13 protein-coding genes are annotated in these 16,968 nt (G+C 72.2%); 10 read left to right on the top strand and 3 right to left on the bottom strand.

The features are described 5' to 3' along the window. Positions 1–48 precede the first annotated feature (48 nt). The 7 genes from COGEMETH_RS22835 (at position 49) to COGEMETH_RS22805 (ending at position 10,944) form a co-directional block, all read left to right on the top strand. Complete coding sequence (locus COGEMETH_RS22835) at positions 49–1,935, top strand: glycoside hydrolase family 15 protein (protein WP_238184974.1); 1,887 nt, start codon at positions 49–51, stop codon at positions 1,933–1,935. A 25-nt stretch (positions 1,936–1,960) separates the two neighbouring features. Then, a complete protein-coding gene (tkt, locus tag COGEMETH_RS22830) occupies positions 1,961–4,036 on the top strand; it encodes a transketolase (protein ID WP_238184973.1) in 2,076 nt (691 codons plus the stop codon). A 239-nt stretch (positions 4,037–4,275) separates the two neighbouring features. After that, positions 4,276–7,125 carry a bifunctional transaldolase/phosoglucose isomerase gene (locus COGEMETH_RS22825; RefSeq protein ID WP_238184972.1) on the top strand — a complete coding sequence of 950 codons (2,850 nt, stop codon included), beginning with the start codon at positions 4,276–4,278 and terminating at the stop codon, positions 7,123–7,125. A gap of 210 nt (positions 7,126–7,335) precedes the next feature. Then, positions 7,336–8,313, top strand: a complete 978-nt coding sequence (gnd, locus tag COGEMETH_RS22820) for a phosphogluconate dehydrogenase (NAD(+)-dependent, decarboxylating) (RefSeq protein ID WP_238184971.1) — start codon at positions 7,336–7,338, stop codon at positions 8,311–8,313. Positions 8,314–8,315: 2 nt separating this feature from the next. After that, positions 8,316–9,044, top strand: coding sequence for a 6-phosphogluconolactonase (gene pgl, locus COGEMETH_RS22815; RefSeq protein WP_238184975.1), 729 nt, complete (start codon positions 8,316–8,318; stop codon positions 9,042–9,044). A 67-nt stretch (positions 9,045–9,111) separates the two neighbouring features. Then, positions 9,112–9,690 carry a hypothetical protein gene (locus tag COGEMETH_RS22810; RefSeq protein WP_238184970.1) on the top strand — a complete coding sequence of 193 codons (579 nt, stop codon included), beginning with the start codon at positions 9,112–9,114 and terminating at the stop codon, positions 9,688–9,690. A 198-nt stretch (positions 9,691–9,888) separates the two neighbouring features. Then, positions 9,889–10,944, top strand: a complete 1,056-nt coding sequence (locus tag COGEMETH_RS22805; protein WP_238184969.1) for an HD-GYP domain-containing protein — start codon at positions 9,889–9,891, stop codon at positions 10,942–10,944. Positions 10,945–10,980: 36 nt separating this feature from the next. Here COGEMETH_RS22805 and COGEMETH_RS22800 read toward each other — a convergent pair whose 3' ends face one another. Next, positions 10,981–12,069 carry a 2'-deoxycytidine 5'-triphosphate deaminase gene (locus COGEMETH_RS22800; protein ID WP_238184968.1) on the bottom strand — a complete coding sequence of 363 codons (1,089 nt, stop codon included), beginning with the start codon at positions 12,067–12,069 and terminating at the stop codon, positions 10,981–10,983. A gap of 206 nt (positions 12,070–12,275) precedes the next feature. Between COGEMETH_RS22800 and apaG the strand changes: the two genes are divergently transcribed. From apaG to speG, 3 genes are read left to right on the top strand one after another with little or no spacing between them, the layout of a single operon-like run. Further along, positions 12,276–12,668, top strand: a complete 393-nt coding sequence (gene apaG / locus COGEMETH_RS22795; RefSeq protein ID WP_238184967.1) for a Co2+/Mg2+ efflux facilitator ApaG/CorD — start codon at positions 12,276–12,278, stop codon at positions 12,666–12,668. A gap of 37 nt (positions 12,669–12,705) precedes the next feature. Continuing rightward, positions 12,706–13,875, top strand: coding sequence for an acetylornithine deacetylase (gene argE, locus COGEMETH_RS22790; protein ID WP_238184966.1), 1,170 nt, complete (start codon positions 12,706–12,708; stop codon positions 13,873–13,875). Next, positions 13,872–14,456, top strand: coding sequence for a spermidine N1-acetyltransferase (gene speG / locus COGEMETH_RS22785; protein WP_238184965.1), 585 nt, complete (start codon positions 13,872–13,874; stop codon positions 14,454–14,456). The genes argE and speG overlap by 4 nt, the downstream gene beginning before the upstream one ends. Positions 14,457–14,657: 201 nt before the next feature. Here speG and COGEMETH_RS22780 read toward each other — a convergent pair whose 3' ends face one another. Together COGEMETH_RS22780 and COGEMETH_RS22775 are read right to left on the bottom strand one after the other, a co-directional pair. Continuing rightward, positions 14,658–15,746, bottom strand: coding sequence for a hypothetical protein (locus COGEMETH_RS22780; protein WP_238184964.1), 1,089 nt, complete (start codon positions 15,744–15,746; stop codon positions 14,658–14,660). Between the two features lie 129 nt (positions 15,747–15,875). Beyond that, positions 15,876–16,895, bottom strand: coding sequence for an Hsp33 family molecular chaperone (locus tag COGEMETH_RS22775; protein WP_238184963.1), 1,020 nt, complete (start codon positions 16,893–16,895; stop codon positions 15,876–15,878). Positions 16,896–16,968: the final 73 nt, after the last annotated feature.

Genomic DNA, 16,968 nt, shown 5'->3' with positions numbered 1-16,968 from the left:
ATCCGCCGCGAAGGGCGCCCGGCGCCCTTCGCGGCGGATTCCCTCTGAATGGCCTCACGCATCGAGGATTACGCGCTGATCGGCGACGGCCGCACCGCGGCCCTGGTCGGGCGCGACGGCAGCGTCGACTGGCTGTGCTGGCCGCGCTTCGACGCCTCCGCCCTGTTCGCGGCGCTGCTGGGCACGGAAGCGCACGGCTTCTGGAAGCTCGCGCCCGCGGCCGAGGGGGCCCGGCACGCCTGGGCCTACCGCGAGGGCACGCTGATCCTGGAGACCGTGCACACCACCCGCGAGGGCGCGGTCCGGGTCACGGACTACATGCCCGTGGGCGACGGCTCCCACCTGATCCGCCTCGTCGAGGGCCTGAGCGGGCGGGTGGCGATGCGCATGGAGCTGGCCGTGCGCTTCGATTACGGCTCGGCCGTCCCCTGGGTCTCGCGCAGCGAACTCGGCGACCTGCGGGCGATCTCGGGCCCCCACAAGGTGGTGCTGCGCACCAACGCCCCCCTGCGGGGCTCCGACCACCAGACCACGCTCTCCGAGTTCACGGTGCATGCGGGCGAGACCGTGCGCTTCGTCCTCAGCTACGGCGTCTCGCACGAGGGGGACCCGCCCCCGGTCGAGCCGCGCAAGGTCCTGGCCGAGACCGACCATGTGTGGCGGACCTGGTCGGACGCGTGCGCCCGCGGCACCCCCTGGGACGCGATGCTCAAGCGCTCCCTGCTGACCCTGAAGGCCTTGATCTACCAGCCCACCGGCGGGATCGTGGCCGCGCCCACCACCTCGCTGCCCGAGGATCTGGGCGGCGTGCGCAACTGGGACTACCGCTTCTGCTGGCTGCGCGATTCCACCTTCACCCTGCTCGCCCTGATGGACGGGGGCTACGTCGAGGAGGCCCGCGCCTGGCGCGACTGGCTGCAGCGGGCGGTGGCCGGCAACCCGGAGCAGGCCCACATCCTCTACGGCATCGCCGGCGAGCGCCTGCTGCCCGAGATCGAGCTGGACTGGCTCCCCGGCTACGAGGGCTCGCGGCCGGTGCGCGTCGGCAACGCGGCGGTCTCGCAGTTCCAGCTCGACGTCTTCGGCGAGCTGTTCGACGCCCTCTATCAGGCCCGCCTGCGCGGCATGCCCGAGGACAAGGAGGGCTGGCGCGTCGGCCAGGCCCTGATGAAGCACCTGGAGACCGCCTGGCGCCAGCCCGACGAGGGCATCTGGGAGGTGCGCGGCGGGCGCCGGCACTTCGTGCACTCCAAGGTCATGGCCTGGGTCGCCTACGACCGCGCCATCCGCAGCTGGGACATCCTGCGCGACGCCGAGGAGGCGCCCCCCGAGCCGCCCATCGGCCATTGGCGGGCGATCCGCGACGAGATCCACGCCGAGGTCTGCGCCAGGGGCTTCGACCCGGAGCTCAACAGCTTCGTGCAATCCTACGGCGCGAAGGCGCTCGACGCGAGCCTGCTGCTCATCGCCCATATGGGTTTCCTGCCCCAGGACGACCCGCGCGTGGTCGGCACCGTCGAGGCGATCGGCAAGCACCTCTCCCGCGACGGCTTCATCCTGCGCTACGACACCGACGGCCGGAGCGACGGCCTGCCCGGCGGCGAGGGGGCGTTCCTGCCCTGCACCTTCTGGTACGCCGACAACCTGATCGGGCTCGGCCGGCGCGAAGAGGCCCGCGCCCTGATCGAGCGCCTGATCGGCATCTGCACCGACCTCGGCCTCGTGTCCGAGGAATACGACCCCCGCGTCGGACGCCTGGTCGGCAACTTCCCGCAGGCGTTCACCCACGTTGCGCTCGTCAACACCATCCTCAATTACAGCCGTGCGGACGGCCCTGCCAAGGAACGCAGCGGCGGTAAGGAACGCAGCGGCGCTGCGGACGCTTCCGAGTCCGAGGAGTCTCGGGATTCGGGCCGCACGGCCGCAGCGCATTGACGAGACGAATCGGAAAGACGGACACATGAGCGGAGCAGACACCGTCGCGAAGGCGGGCCTGAGCGAGGGCGACAAGCGCGCCATCGACACCATCCGGACGCTGGCGATCGACGCGGTCCAGAAGGCCAATTCCGGCCATGCCGGCGCGCCGATGGCGCTGGCACCCGTGGCCTACACCCTGTGGAACCGGTATCTCCGCTACGATCCGGCCCATCCCCACTGGCCCAACCGCGACCGCTTCGTGCTCTCGGCCGGCCACGCCTCAATGCTGCTCTACGCCCTCCTGCACCTCGCCGAGGTCGCGGAGGCGGACGGCGGCAACGCGCCCGCCGTGGCGCTGGAGGACATCAAGAAGTTCCGGCAGCTCGACAGCCGCACGCCGGGCCACCCGGAATACCACTTCACCACCGGCGTCGAGACCACCACCGGGCCCCTCGGCCAGGGGGTGGCCAACTCGGTCGGCATGGCGATGGGCGGCCGCTTCCTCGGCGAGCGCCTGAACCGGCCGGACCTGCCGCTGTTCGACTACAACGTCTACGCGATCTGCTCGGACGGCGACCTGATGGAGGGCGTGGCCTCGGAGGCGGCCTCGCTGGCCGGGCACCTGCGCCTGTCGAACCTGTGCTGGATCTACGACAACAACACCATCACCATCGAGGGCCACACCGAACTCGCCTTCTCCGAGGAGGTGGCCGCCCGCTTCCTCGCCTATGGCTGGCAGGTGCTGCGGGTCGCCGACGCCAACGACGTGCACGCGATCTCCCACGCCCTCGAGACCTTCCTGCAATCGGGCGACCGGCCGACGCTGGTCATCGTCAACTCGATCATCGGCTACGGCGCCCCGAACAAGCAGAACACCTCCAAGGCCCATTCGGACGCGCTCGGCGAGGACGAGGTCAAGGGCGCCAAGCGCGCCTACGGCTGGCCCGAGGACGCGCAGTTCCTGGTGCCGGACGGGGTGCACGACACCTTTCGCAATGGCATCGGCAAGCGCGGCGCGGCCCTCCACGACCAGTGGCAGGGGTTCCTGAAGGCCGCGGAAGAGGCGGATGCCGCCCACGCCGAGGACCTGCACGCCTTCCTGGAGGGGCGCCTCCCCGAGGGGTGGGACAAGGACATCCCGGTGTTCGAGCCCGACGCCAAGGGGATCGCCACCCGCGAATCCTCCGGCAAGGTGCTCAACGCCATCGCCCGGCACGTGCCGTTCATGCTCGGCGGCTCGGCCGATCTGGCGCCCTCCAACAAGAGCAACCTGACCTTCGAGGGGGCGGGCACGCTCACCCCCTTCGAGCCGGGCGGGCGCAACATCCATTTCGGCGTGCGCGAGCACGCCATGGGCTCGATCGTGAACGGGCTGGGCCTCTCGGGCCTGCGGGCCTACGGCGCGACCTTCCTGGTCTTCGCCGACTACATGCGTCCGCCGATCCGCCTCGCCTCGCTGATGGAGCTGCCGATCTTCCACATCTTCACCCACGACTCGATCGGCGTGGGCGAGGACGGGCCGACCCACCAGCCGGTGGAGCAGATCCTGTCGCTGCGCTGCATCCCCGGCCTCGTGACGCTCCGCCCCGCCGACGCCAACGAGGTGGCCGAGGCCTATAAGGTGATCTTTACGCTGAAGAATCAGCCGGCGGTGCTGGCCCTCTCGCGCCAGCCGCTGCCCACGATGGACCGCACGAAGTTCGCGTCCGCCGCGGGCGTCGCCAAGGGCGGCTACGTGCTGGCCGGGGGCGAGGAGACGCCCGACGTGATCCTGATCGCCTCGGGCTCCGAGGTGCAGCTCTGCGTCGAGACCTACGAGACGCTGGTCTCCGAGGGCGTGAAGGCGCGCGTCGTCTCGATGCCCTCCTGGGACCTGTTCGAGCGCCAGGACGAGGCTTATCGGAACGGCGTCCTGCCGCCCGCGGTGCTGGCGCGGGTGGCCGTGGAGCAGGGCAGCACGATCGGCTGGGACCGCTACGCGGGCTCGGCCGGCACGATCATCGGCATGTCGACCTTCGGCTCGTCCGCCCCGATCAAGGACCTGCAGACGAAGTTCGGCTTCACGCCTGAGAAGGTGCTGCTCGCCGCCCGCGACCAGATCGCCAAGCATAAGACCTAGCTCTGGCAGCGCGCGGCGTGCCCTCCCGGCACGCCGCGTGGATGGACACGTCTCCCACCCGGTCCCTCATCCTGAGGTGCCGGCGCGAAGCGGAGGCCTCGAAGGAGCCCTCCAGGGATCGCGGCGGGATCTGGAGCCCTCCTTCGAGGCTGCTTCGCAGCACCTCAGGATGAGGGGTTCGGGTGGGAGTGGGCGTCCCGGCAGGGGTGCTGAATCGAAGATTTTTTGAGGACATCGACATGAACGCGCTCAAGGCCCTGCATACGGAACAGGATCAGGCGGTCTGGCTCGATTTCGTGGCCCGCGGCTTTGTCGCCAAGGGCGAGCTGAAGGCGCTCGTCGAGAACGACGGCCTGCGCGGCGTCACCTCCAACCCGTCGATCTTCGAGAAGGCGATCGGCCACTCGGACGAGTACGACGACAGCCTCAGGGCCGTGCAGGAGGCGGGCGACAGCCGGGTCATCGACCTCTACGAGGGGCTGGCCATCGCCGACATCCAGGCGGCGGCCGACGTGCTCAGGCCCGTCTACGAGGCCAGCGACGGGGCCGACGGCTACGTCAGCCTCGAAGTCTCCCCCTACCTGGCGCTGGACACCGAGGCGACGCTCGCCGAAGCGAGGCGCCTGCACCAGGCCGTCGGTCGCGAAAACCTGATGGTGAAGGTGCCGGCCACCCCGGAGGGCATCCCGGCGATCCGGCAGCTCATCTCCGAGGGCATCTCGATCAACGTGACGCTGCTGTTCTCGCAAGATGCCTACGAGGCCGTCGCCCGCGCCTTCATCGCGGGGCTCGACGATCGCGCCAAGGCCGGCGGGGACGTTTCGCGCATCGCCAGCGTGGCGAGCTTCTTCATCAGCCGCATCGACGTGCTGGCCGACAAGCTCCTGGACGACAGGATCGCGCAGGCCGACGATCCGGACGCGAAGGCGGCCCTGGAGGGGCTCAAGGGCAAGGTCGCGATCGCGAACGCCAAGCTCGCCTACCAGCGCTACAAGCGCATCTTCTCCGGCCCGACCTGGGACGGGCTGGCGGCCAGGGGCGCCAAGGCGCAGCGCCTGCTCTGGGCCTCCACCGGCACCAAGAACAAGGCGTATCGCGACGTGCTCTACGTCGAGGAGCTGATCGGCCCCAACACCGTCAACACCATGCCGCCGGCCACCATGGACGCGTTCCGCGACCACGGCGTGGTGCGCGCGACCATCGAGGCGGACCTGCCCGGCGCCGAGGCCGTGATGGCGCGGCTGGCCGAGGCCGGCATCGACATCGAGGCCGTGGCCCGCCAACTGGTCGAGGAGGGCGTGCAGCTCTTCATCGACGCCGCCGACAAGCTTCTGGGCGCGGTCGCGGGCAAGCGCGTCGCGATCCTCGGGCACCGCCTCGACGGGCAGAAGCTGGCGCTTGGCGACGCCCTCGCCTCCGAGACCGGCAAGGCCGTGGAAGCCTGGCGCGCCTCCGGCGCGATCCGCCGGCTCTGGGCCCACGACAACACCGTCTGGTCGGGGACGGACGAGGATCGCTGGCTCGGCTGGCTGCGCATCGTCGAGGACGAGCTGGAGAAGGCCGCCGACTACGCCGCCTTCGCGGAGTGGGTGAAGGCGCAGGGGTTCACCGATGCGGTGGTGCTCGGCATGGGCGGCTCCAGCCTCGGCCCCGAGGTGCTGGCCCTGACCTACGGCGCGCGCGAGGGCTTCCCGAACCTGCGCATCCTCGATTCCACCAATCCCGACGAGGTCCGCGCCGTCGAGGCGGCCCTGGACCTGCCGCGCACCCTGTTCATCGTCGCCTCCAAGTCCGGCTCGACCCTGGAGCCCAACGTGTTTCGCGACTACTTTTTGGGCCGGATGAAGGAGGTCGTCGGCGAGAAGGCCGGCGACCACTTCGTGGCCGTCACCGACCCCGGCTCGGCGATGGAGCAGGCGGCCAAGGCAGATGGTTTCAAAAAAATCTTCTACGGGGTGCCGCAGATCGGCGGGCGCTACTCCGTGCTCTCGGCCTTCGGCCTCGTGCCGGCGGCCGCCATCGGCATCGACGTGGGGGACTTCCTGACGACGGCCCGGATCATGGTCCGCTCCTGCGGCCCGGCCGTGCCGCCCTCCGAGAACCCCGGCGTGGTGCTGGGCGCGGCGCTCGGCACCGCGGCGCTGGCCGGCCGGGACAAGCTGACGCTGGTGGCCTCCCCCGGCCTCGACAGCTTCGGCGGCTGGGTCGAGCAGCTGGTGGCCGAATCCACCGGCAAGCAGGGCAAGGGCATCGTCCCGATCGCGGACGAGCCGGTGGACGTGCCCGCCGTCTACGGCAACGACCGCATCTTCGTGTACCTGCGCCTCGACGGCCAGGCCGAGGAGCGCCAGGACGAGGCCCTGCGCGCCCTGGAGCGCGAGGGCCATCCGGTGGTGCGCATCACCCTGGACAAGGCGGAGCAGCTTCCGCAGGAATTCTTCCGCTTCGAGATGGCCACCGCGGTGGCGGGCGCGCTACTCGGCATCAACCCCTTCGACCAGCCCGACGTCGAGGCGAGCAAGATCGCCACGAAGACGCTGTTCGAGGCGGCCGAGGCGAGCGGCGCGCTGCCCTCCGAGACGCCCCTCTACGAGGACGACGCGCTCGCCCTCTACGCCGACCCGAAGAACGCCGGCGCCCTGCCCCAGGCGGCCGAGGGGCTGGAGGCGGCGCTCGCCGCCCAGGTCGGCCGGCTCAAGCCGGGCGACTACCTGGCGCTGCTGGCCTACGTGCCCCGCGACAAAGCCCACCACGCCATCCTGCAGCAGGGGCGCCTGTCTGTCCGCGACGCGCGCCGGGTGGCGACCTGCCTGGAATTCGGGCCGCGCTTCCTCCACTCGACGGGCCAGGCCTACAAGGGCGGGCCGGACACCGGCGTCTTCCTCCAGATCACCGCCGACGCGAGCGCCGACCTGCCCATCCCCGGGCGCAAGCTCGGCTTCGCCACGGTGGTCGCCGCGCAGGCGCGGGGCGACTTTTCGGTGCTGGCCGAGCGCGGGCGCCGGGCGCTGCGGGTCCACCTCAAGGGCGGCGACGTGACGGCGGGCTTGAAGCGCATCGCCGCCGCGCTCACGGCGGCCGTGGGATAGCCGGCGTCTCCCTCCCCCTCTGCGGGGGAGGGTGGCCCTCGCGTCAGCGAGGGTCGGGTGAGGGGAGCGCCGCATCCGGCATCGTCGCTCCCCTCTCCCGACTTAGCTCGCGGGCCACCCTCTCCCGCAGGTGGGAGAGGGACGCGCCCCATTGTAGGCCGTAGCCCTTCCCACGAGGGAGAGGTGCCCGGCTCTGAAGGAGACCAACCAATGCAACTCGGCATGATCGGGCTCGGCCGGATGGGCGGCAACATCGTCCGGCGCCTGCTGCGCGACGGGCACACGGCGGTGGTGTTCGACCAGAACCCGGAGGCGGTCGCGGCGCTGGTCGAGGCGGGCGCCCTCGGCGCCGACAGCCTGGAGGACTTCGTCCAGAAACTCGCCCTGCCGCGGGCCGCCTGGGTGATGCTGCCGGCCGGCCCCGTCACGGAATCGACGGTCAAGGCGCTGTCGGGCCTGATGCAGGCCGACGACACCATCATCGACGGCGGCAACTCCTTCTACGGCGACGACGTGCGCCGCGCGGGCGAACTCAAGGGCCAGGGCATCCACTACGTGGACGTGGGCACCTCGGGCGGCGTCTGGGGGCTGGAGCGCGGCTACTGCATGATGATCGGCGGCGACAAGGCCGCCGTCGACCGGCTCGACCCGGTCTTCGCGACCCTGGCGCCGGGCATCGGCGACATCCCGCGCACGCCGGGCCGCGAGGGCCGCGACCCGCGGGCCGAGCAGGGCTACATCCACGCGGGGCCGAGCGGGGCGGGCCACTTCGTCAAGATGATCCACAACGGCATCGAGTACGGCCTGATGCAGGCCTATGCCGAGGGCTTCGACATCCTCAAGCACGCCGATTCCGAGAACCTGCCCCCCGAGCGCCGCTTCGACCTCGACCTCGGCGACGTCGCCGAGGTCTGGCGGCGGGGCAGCGTGGTCTCCTCCTGGCTCCTCGACCTCACCGCGAGCGCGCTGGCCGGCAACGAAGAGCTCGACGGCTTCTCCGGCTACGTCGAGGATTCGGGCGAGGGACGCTGGACCATCAACGCCGCCATCGAGGAGGCGGTGCCGGCCACCGTGCTCTCCAGCGCCCTCTACCGCCGCTTCCGTTCCCGCGAGCACGCCTCCTACTCGGACAAGCTGCTCTCGGCGATGCGCAAGGGCTTCGGCGGCCACCAGGAGCCGAAGGCGTGAGCGTGCCATTGCCTGAGGGCGCGCAGGTGCTGGCCGATGCCGACGCGGTGGCACGCGCGGCGGCCGACCGGCTGGTGGCGGTCTGCGCCGGCTCGGACTCCGAGCGCGTCGCGATCTGCCTGTCCGGCGGCTCGACCCCGAAGCGCCTCTATGCGCTCCTGGCCGGCCCCGGCTACGTCGAGCGCCTGCCCTGGTCCAAGATCCATTGGTTCTTCGGCGACGACCGGGCGGTGCCCTGGGACGACGCGCGCAGCAACGTGCGCATGGTCCGCGAGGCCTTCGGCCACGGGGCGCCGATCCCGGCCACCCACCTGCACTTCATCCCCACCGACGAGGGCGCGGAGGCGGGGGCGGCCGCCTACGACCGCACGCTGCTGGCCTTCTACGGCGCGGAGCACCTCGACCCGGCCCGGCCGCTCTTCGACCTCGTCCTGCTCGGGCTCGGCGAGGACGGCCACACCGCCTCCCTGTTTCCGGGCAAGCCGGCGCTGGCCGAGGGCGTGCGGCTCGCCGCCCCCGTCCCGGAGGCCGGCCTCGAACCCTTCCTCCCGCGCGTCACCCTGACCTTTCCGGCGCTGGCCTCCTCGGCCGAGGTGCTGTTCCTGGTGACGGGGGCCGGCAAGCGGGAGCCCCTGGCCCGGCTCGCGGCCGGCGAGGACCTGCCCCCCCGCCGCGTCTCCAGCCTCGGGCCGGTGAGGTGGCTGCTCGACAGGGCCGCCGCCGGGATCTGACGCGCCGCCGGCCGTGTACGGCCTTGATTCCGCCGCCGCCGCGGCTTTCGGTGCGAATCGTGCTTCGATGGCCCGGAACGTCATGACGGTGGCTGAGCTTCCACGATCCGACCGGATCACCGCGCGCCGGGGCCGGTTTTCCCGCCGCAGCCGGATCGCGGTCGGGCCGCTGCACCCGGCCCGCCTGCCGCGCGCCACCGGAATCGGGGCCGGCATCCTGACCGGCGGCCTCGCGGGGCTGGCGGTGATCGCCGCCTTCACCCTGCCCTTCATGCGCAGCGGCGCCGCGCCCGAGGCCGCCGGCGTGGTGGTCGTGCATCCCACGGCCGTCGTGGAGACGACCGCCGCCGTCGCACGGCCGGCCGTCGACAGGGCTCCGGTGGACAGGGCTCCCGTCGACCGCGCGGCGGAGCCCGCGGCCGCGGCCCGGCCGGCATCGCCCGCCGCCCAGGCCGTCCTGAGCCTCGACCAGCTTCCGGTGCTGGAGGAGGCGATGCCCGACCTCGACATGGAGGCCGCCCCCGCGCCCAGGCCGCCGGCCCGCGCGACGCCGCCGCACCGGGCCGAACGCCCGTCCGCCCGCTGCAAGGACGGGTCCGGTGCCCCCTGCCCGGCCCGCACCGCCGCCTCGGCCGCCCGGCCGTAGGACGCTCGCCGGCGCCTGCCCGCGACGGCGGAGATGCCACCTCACGCACACCCTTTGGAAACGGGATCGCTCTACAGCTTTCACACAGACCGGCTGCGCGATCCGTAATCGAACCCGCTAAAACCGCACCGGTTCGACTGCAACCTTCCCAAGGCGCCGCGCTTCCGCGAGGCCGACTCGAGAGATGCACGCGCAGAGATGGAGCCGGGCACCCTCATCCTCTACACCGACCGCCCGGACCATGGCGTGCGCCTGCGCGGGGCCCTGGACCGGATCGCGCCCTGCCGTGTCCTGACGATCCACGACCGGGCCGGCGGCGATGCGGCCGGGTGCGCCGGCCTCGTGGCCGACGTCGACCTGCTGCGGCCCGCAGCCGTCCAGGCCCTGCGCGGGCTGGTGGCGTCGGCCGGACCCGGAACGCCGCTGATCTGCCTGATGCACGGCATGGGCGCCCGCAGCACCGCCGCGGCGCGGGCGCTGGGCGCGAGCCTGTGCCTGCCCGTCGACACGGCCCCGCACGTCGTGACGGAGGCGATGCTGGCCCACGTCCAGCCCGGCCGCTCGCTGGCCGAGGCCGTGGTGGCGCGCGGCGCCTACCGGGCGGGCGCCGTCATCACCGGGCTCCTCGACGCCGCCCGCTCCACGGGCACCGTCGACGCCGCGGCGATCGAGGGGGGGCTCGATCCGATCCTGACCGCGGTGGGCGCGGGCGGCCTCACCAACTGGCTCGCGACCGTGCGCAGCTACGACGACGCCACCTACCAGCACTGCCTGCTGGTGGCGGGGCTGGCCGCCACCTTCGCCATCGACCTCGGCTTCTCGGAGCGCGACCGCCACCAGCTCGTGCGCGCCGCCCTGGTCCACGACGTGGGCAAGGCCCGGATACCGCTCGCCATCCTCAACAAGCCCGGCCCCCTCGATCCGGCGGAGCGGACGGTGATGCGCGACCACGCCGCCTTCGGGCACGAGATCCTGGTCGCGGCCGGCGGCTTCGATCCGACCGTGCTCGCGGTGGTGCGCCACCACCACGAACTGCTCGACGGGTCCGGCTATCCGGACGGCCTCTCGGGCGGGGCGATCCCCGACCCCGTGCGGCTGACCACGATCTGCGACATCTACGCGGCCCTGGTGGAGCGCCGCCCCTATCGCGCACCGATGCCGAGCGCGGAGGCGATCGGCGTCCTCAAGGGGATGACGGGCAAGCTCGACATGGCCCTGGTCCACGCCTTCGCGCGCACCGTGTCGGGCTCCTGACGGAGCGGGCGGCTCTCCACCCGCATCCCAAAAAAATCAAAAAAAGTGCTTGGAGAGCTTCAGGCCCTGGGCCTGGTAGTTCGATCCGGAGCCCGCCCCGTAGAGGGTGGCCGGCACCTCGGCCATGCGCTCGTAGACGAGGCGGCCGACGATCTGGCCGTCCTCCAGCAGGAACGGCACGTCGCGGGAGCGCACCTCCAGCACCGCCCGCGCGCCGGAGCCCCCCGCCCCCGCATAGCCGAAGCCGGGATCGAAGAAGCCGGCGTAGTGCACCCGGAACTCCCCCACCAGGGGATCGAAGGGCACCATCTCGGCGGCGTGGTCGGGGGGGACCTGCACCGATTCCTTCGAGGCCAGGATGTAGAACTGGCCGGGATCGAGGATCAGCGCCCCCGAACCGTCGGCCGGCAGCGGCTCCCAGAAATCCGCGGCGCGGTGGGCGCCCGGCGCGTCCACGTCCACGAGGCCGGTGTGGCGCTTGGCCCGGTAGCCGATCAGCCCGTCGAAGCCGGACAGGTCCACCGAGACGGCCACCCCCCCCTGGAACGAGGGCTGGGCCGCGCTCACCAGGGGCGTGCGGGCATGCAGGGCCGCGAGTTCCGCCTCGCGCAGGCGCACCTCGCCGCGGCGGAAGCGGATCTGCGACAGGCGCGAGCCCGTCCGCACCAGGACGGGGAAGGTGCGCGGCGAGATCTCGGCGTAGAGGGGCCCGTGATAGCCGGCCTCGACCTGGTCGAAGGCCTCCGCCCGGTCGGCGATCACGCGGGTGAACACGTCGATGCGCCCGGTCGAGCTTTTGGGGTTGGCGCCCGCCGCGAGGTCGCCGGGCAGCGCCAGGGATTCCTGCAGTTCGGCGATGTAGACGCAGCCCGTCTCCAGCACCGCCCCCGGCCCCAGGTCGATGGCGTGGAGCGACAACCGGGCGACGCAGGCCTCCACCGTGCGGCTCGCGCCCGGCAGGAAGCTGGTGCGCACCCGGAAGGCGCGGGCACCCAGCCGCAGGTCGAGGCTCGCCGGCTGGATCTGGTCGGGGGCGTAGGGGGTCATGGGCCGGATCGCCCCGGCCCGCGTCAGCGCGGCGATGCCCTGCGCCGACAGGATGCCGTCCTGCATCGTACCGTCCATCGCGCGCTTCCGCCCCCGCACCATCGATCCTTCTCCGGCATCGCGCCTAATGCCGCCTTAAAAGGGGGCCGCCGCCGGGCCTGCGCGCCGGATGTGGCGTACTCCGACGCGATTGACGGGGATTCCCGGGCCGCCTACCACGTCAGCGACGGTCGAAGGCGCTGCTTCGGCCCGATGCTTGCCGTCCAGGAAGGCAATTCAGGGCGATGTACAAGGCCGAGACGCGCGGAATCAGCGTGACCGTGATGCCCCGCTTCGTCGAGGAGGAATCCTCGCCGGGCGAGAGCCGCTATTTCTTCGCCTACACCGTCGAGATCGTGAACAACGGCGACGAGCAGGTGCAGCTGCGCTCGCGCCACTGGCGCATCATCGACGGGCGCGGCGCCTGCCAGGAGGTGCGCGGGGCGGGCGTCGTCGGCAAGCAGCCGGTGCTGGAGCCCGGCGAATCGTTCTGCTATACGAGCGGCTGCCCGCTCACCACGCCGGACGGGCTGATGGCCGGCAGCTACACCATGGCGACGGTGGCCGGCGAGAGCTTCGAGGCCGAGATCCCCGCCTTCTCCCTCGACAGCCCGCACGTGCGCCGCAGCCTGCACTGAACCGATCATCGGTTCGCGGCCCGAACCGAGAGACGACATGACAGGGTCCGGTGAGCGGCTCGCGCCCCTCGACATGCTCGCGCGCCTCGTCGCGTTCGACACCGAGAGCAGCCGCTCGAACCTCGCGCTGATCGAGGCCGTCCGCGCCTATCTCGACGGCTGGGGCGTGCCCTACACCTGCGTGCCCAACGCCGCGGGCGACAAGGCGGCCGTCTTCGCCACCCTGGGGCCGATGACGGACGGCGGCGTCGTGCTCTCGGGTCACACCGACGTGGTGCCCGTCGCGGGCCAGGCCTGGAGCGCCGACCCGTTCACCCTCCGGGTCGACGGGGGACGCGCCTACGGCCGCGGCGCGGTGGACATGAAGGGCTTCTGCGCCCTGGCGCTCGCCCTGGTGCCGGACTTCCTCGCAGCCGGCCTCAGGCGCCCGGTCCACATCCTGCTCTCCTACGACGAGGAGACCACGTGCCTGGGCGTCGCCGACACCATCGCGCGCCTGGGCGCCGACCTGCCGCGGCCCGGCGCCGTGATCGTGGGCGAGCCCACCGACCTGGAGGTCGCCGACGCCCACAAGAGCGTCGTCACCTTCCTCACCACCGTGCACGGGCACGAGGCCCATTCGGCCAAGCCCCAGCTCGGGGCCAACGCCGTGATGGCGGCCTGCGACCTCGTCGCGGGACTGAACGGGATCGCGGACGCGATGATCGCCCGGGGCGATGCCTCCGGCCGCTTCGATCCGCCCGCCAGCACGGTGCACGTGGGCACGATCCAGGGTGGCAGCGCCCGCAACATCCTGCCCAAGCTCTGCGAGTTCCACTGGGAGTTCCGGGGCCTGCCCGACCTGGAAATGGGGGAAATCCCGGCGCTCTTCGGGGACGTCGTCGAGCGGGTGAGCCGCGAGCGCCTGAACCGCTACGGGCCCTATGGGCGGATCGAGACCGTGGAGGAGGTCGCGGTGCCGGGCCTGGCGCCGGAGCCGGGCTCGGAGGCCGAGCGGCTCGCCCTGCGGCTGGCCGGGCGCAACCGCACGGTCTCGGTGCCCTACGCCACGGAGGCCGGGCGCTTCCAGGCCGCCGGCATCCCCACCATCGTCTGCGGGCCGGGCTCGATCGACCAGGCCCACCAGCCCGACGAGTTCATCACCCTCAAGGCGCTGGCCGACGGGGAGGCCTTCCTGCGCCGGCTGATGGCGGAGTGCGCCCGGTGAACGCACAGGCCCCTCACGAGAAGGCCCTGCGCGAGCGGGTGAAGCTGCGCCCCCTGGAGCGGGAGGACCTGCTCTTCGTGCACCAGCTCAACAACAACGACAGCATCATGCGCTACTGGTTCGAGGAGGCCTACGAGTCCTTCGCCGAACTGTCGCAGCTCTACGAGCGCAACATCCACAACCAGACCGAGCGGCGCTTCATCGTCGCCACCGCGGGCAACGAGCCGGCGGGGCTGGTGGAGCTGGTGGAGATCAACCACCTGCACCGGCGCTGCGAGTTCCAGATCGCGATCCATCCCGGCTTCCAGGGCCGGGGCTACGCGCGCCAGGCGACGCGGGTGGCGATGGACTACGCCTTCAGCGTGCTCAACATCCACAAGCTCTACCTGCACGTGGACAAGGACAACGCGCGCGCCGTGCGCATCTACGAGAGCTGCGGCTTCCGCCCCGAGGGCATCCTGCGCGACGAGTTCTTCATGAACGGGCGCTACCGCGACGCCGTGCGCATGTGCCTGTTCCAGCCGGACTACCTCGCCGCCCGCGGCAGCGGCGACATCGCCGAGCCCGTGCTGAAGAGCTGATCCACGGCGTCCCCTCCCCCTTGCGGGGAGGGGTCAGGGGTGGGGGTGGCCCAGGATCGAGCGGTGCGGTGCCGTCTGCACCACCCCCACCTCCGGCTCCTCCCCGCAAGGGGGAGGAGAGGCCCGCGGTTCGGCCGCCTGTGTCACTGTCAGTCCGAAGGAGAGGGACCGTATGGCCCCTCCCCTTACTTCGCGGCTCGCTCAGTTGCGCGTGCCGCCGGCACCCTCGCGGGACCCGTTGCCGCCGCGGTCGCCCTGCATGCCGCCGCGCTCCGTTCCGCCACGCTCCGCGCCGCCCTTGTCGGAGGCGTTGCGGATGCCGCCCTTGTCCGGGCCGCCGCGCAGGTCGCCGTTGCGCACGGCGTCCCGCCCGGAGCCCGTCTGCTCCATGCCCCCGGTCCGGGTGCGGTCGGCGCCGCGCTCCTCGCGTCCGCCCGCGTTGCGGAAGCCGCCCGTGCTGCGCTCGGTGGAGCGGGTCTGCGTGCGCGTGGTGCGGCTCTCGCCGCGCTCGCCCCCGCGGAAGCCGACGTCGACGGTGCCGCCGCGGCGCTCGGTCGTCGCCACGCTCAGGCGGCGATACTCGGGCGAGCCGTAGACGACGCGCCGGCCGCGGATCACGACGTAGCGCTCGCCGGGCGTGCTCTCCCGCACGGTGACGAGGCGCCGGTATTCCGGCGAGCCGTAGACCACGCGCTGGCCGCGCACGACCACGAAGCGTTCGCGCGGGCCGCTGCGGCGCTCGGTGACGATCAGGCGGCGGTACTCGGGCGAACCGTAGACGACGCGGCGGCCGCCGATCAGCACGAAGCGGCCCTCGCGGCGGAATCCGCCCTCCACGCGCTCCGAGCGCACGTCGGTACGGCTGCGGGTCTCGGTCCGCTCCGTCCGGCGCTCGCGGTCGCCCTCGCGCGCGCTGCGCGCCGAGCGGTCGCCGTCGCGGCCTCCGCTTCCCTCGGCCCGTGCGCCGTCCCTACGGTCGTCGCGCCCGGCGCTCTCGCGGTTTTTCGGGCCCCGCTCGGCCGCCCCGTCCGAGCCCCTGTCCGCGCTCGTCCCGGCGCTCCGGGAATCCTTGCCCTGCATGGTATCCTTGCCCTGCACGGCGCCCTCGCGCCGGCCGCCCCGCGCCTCGGCGCCGCTCTCGCGCGCGCCGCCGCCCGCCTTCATGCCGGATGATTCGGCACCCCCGCGGGCCCCGCCCGTCGCACCGCCTGCCGGGGCGTTGGCCGCACCCTGTGCGTAGGCCGACGTGGTGAACAGCAGGGCGGCCAGGCCGATCGCGTATGTCCTCATGGCGTTTCCTCCAGGATCTTGAGACGCACCGAAACGTCGCAAGCCCGGAAACGGTTCATGACTGATGTCGCGGATATTTTCGCAACCGAAACCTGTGTTCCGACGTTTTGCGCGCGTCGGTAAGCCTGGCTATTGCTGCGGGCCCGCCTCGATCTCGGACTCGACCTCGGCGGGATCGAGGTCGTAGCGGCGCGAGCAGAACTCGCAGGTGATGGCGATGCGCCCGTCCTCGGCCACCATCTCCCGCCGCTCCTGGGGGGAGAACGAGCGGATCATGCCCATCACCCGCTCGGGCGAGCAGCGGCAGCGCTCGTGCACGGGCTGGCCGTCGAACACCCGCACCCCGCGCTCGTGGAACAGGCGGTAGAGCAGGCGCTCGCTCGACACCTCGGGGTCGACGAGTTCGTGGTCCTCGACCGTGTTGACCAGCGAGCGCGCCTCGACCCAGGCATCGTCCTCGGGGGCGCCCGCGGCGTCAAAGTGGGCGTGCCCCTCCGGGATGTCGCCCGGCGGCAGGTCGGCGAGCCGCGCCCGGTCGATCGATTGCGGCAGGAACTGCACCAGCAGGCCCCCCGCCCGCCAGCGGCTGCGCCCGTCCTCGAACTGCTCGGCCACGGCGAGGCGCACCTCGGTGGGGATCTGCTCGGACTGGCGGAAATACTGGTGGGCCGCCGCCTCCAGGCTCTGGCCTTCCAGCGCCACGACGCCCTGGTAGCGGCTGGCCGCCGAGCCCTGGTCGATGGTCATGGCCAAGTGCCCGGCGCCGATCAGGTCGCTCGCCTTCAGGGGGCCGGTGCCGAGGGCGGAGACCCGCTCCGCCTCGAAGCGCGCGGTGGCGCGCAGGCGGTCGGGCGCCTCGAAATCCACCACCAGCATGCCCACCGGCCCGTCCGTCTTGGTCTGGAGCTGGAACCGGCCCTCGAACTTCAGGGAGGAGCCCAGCAGCACCGTGAGCGCCGCCGCCTCGCCGAGCAGCCGCGCCACCGCGTCCGGGTAGCCGTGCCGGCGCAGGATGGTGTCCACCGAAGCGCCCAGGCGCACGACGCGCCCGCGCACGTCGAGGGCCTCGACGGAGAACGGCAGCACCGCGTCGTCGCCGCCCGCGTGGCCGTTGGTCGTGATGTCGTGGAGGGTCGGTCCGGAGGTCATGGCCTCTCCGTCGTCTTGCGGCCGGCGCGGTTCCCTCCCCCCTCTGTGGGGGAGGGTGGCCCTCGCGTGAGCG

The sequence above is a fragment of the Methylobacterium trifolii genome (genome assembly GCF_022179685.1).
Lineage (GTDB): Bacteria > Pseudomonadota > Alphaproteobacteria > Rhizobiales > Beijerinckiaceae > Methylobacterium > Methylobacterium trifolii.
This window is presented reverse-complemented; position numbering and strand designations above follow the sequence as displayed.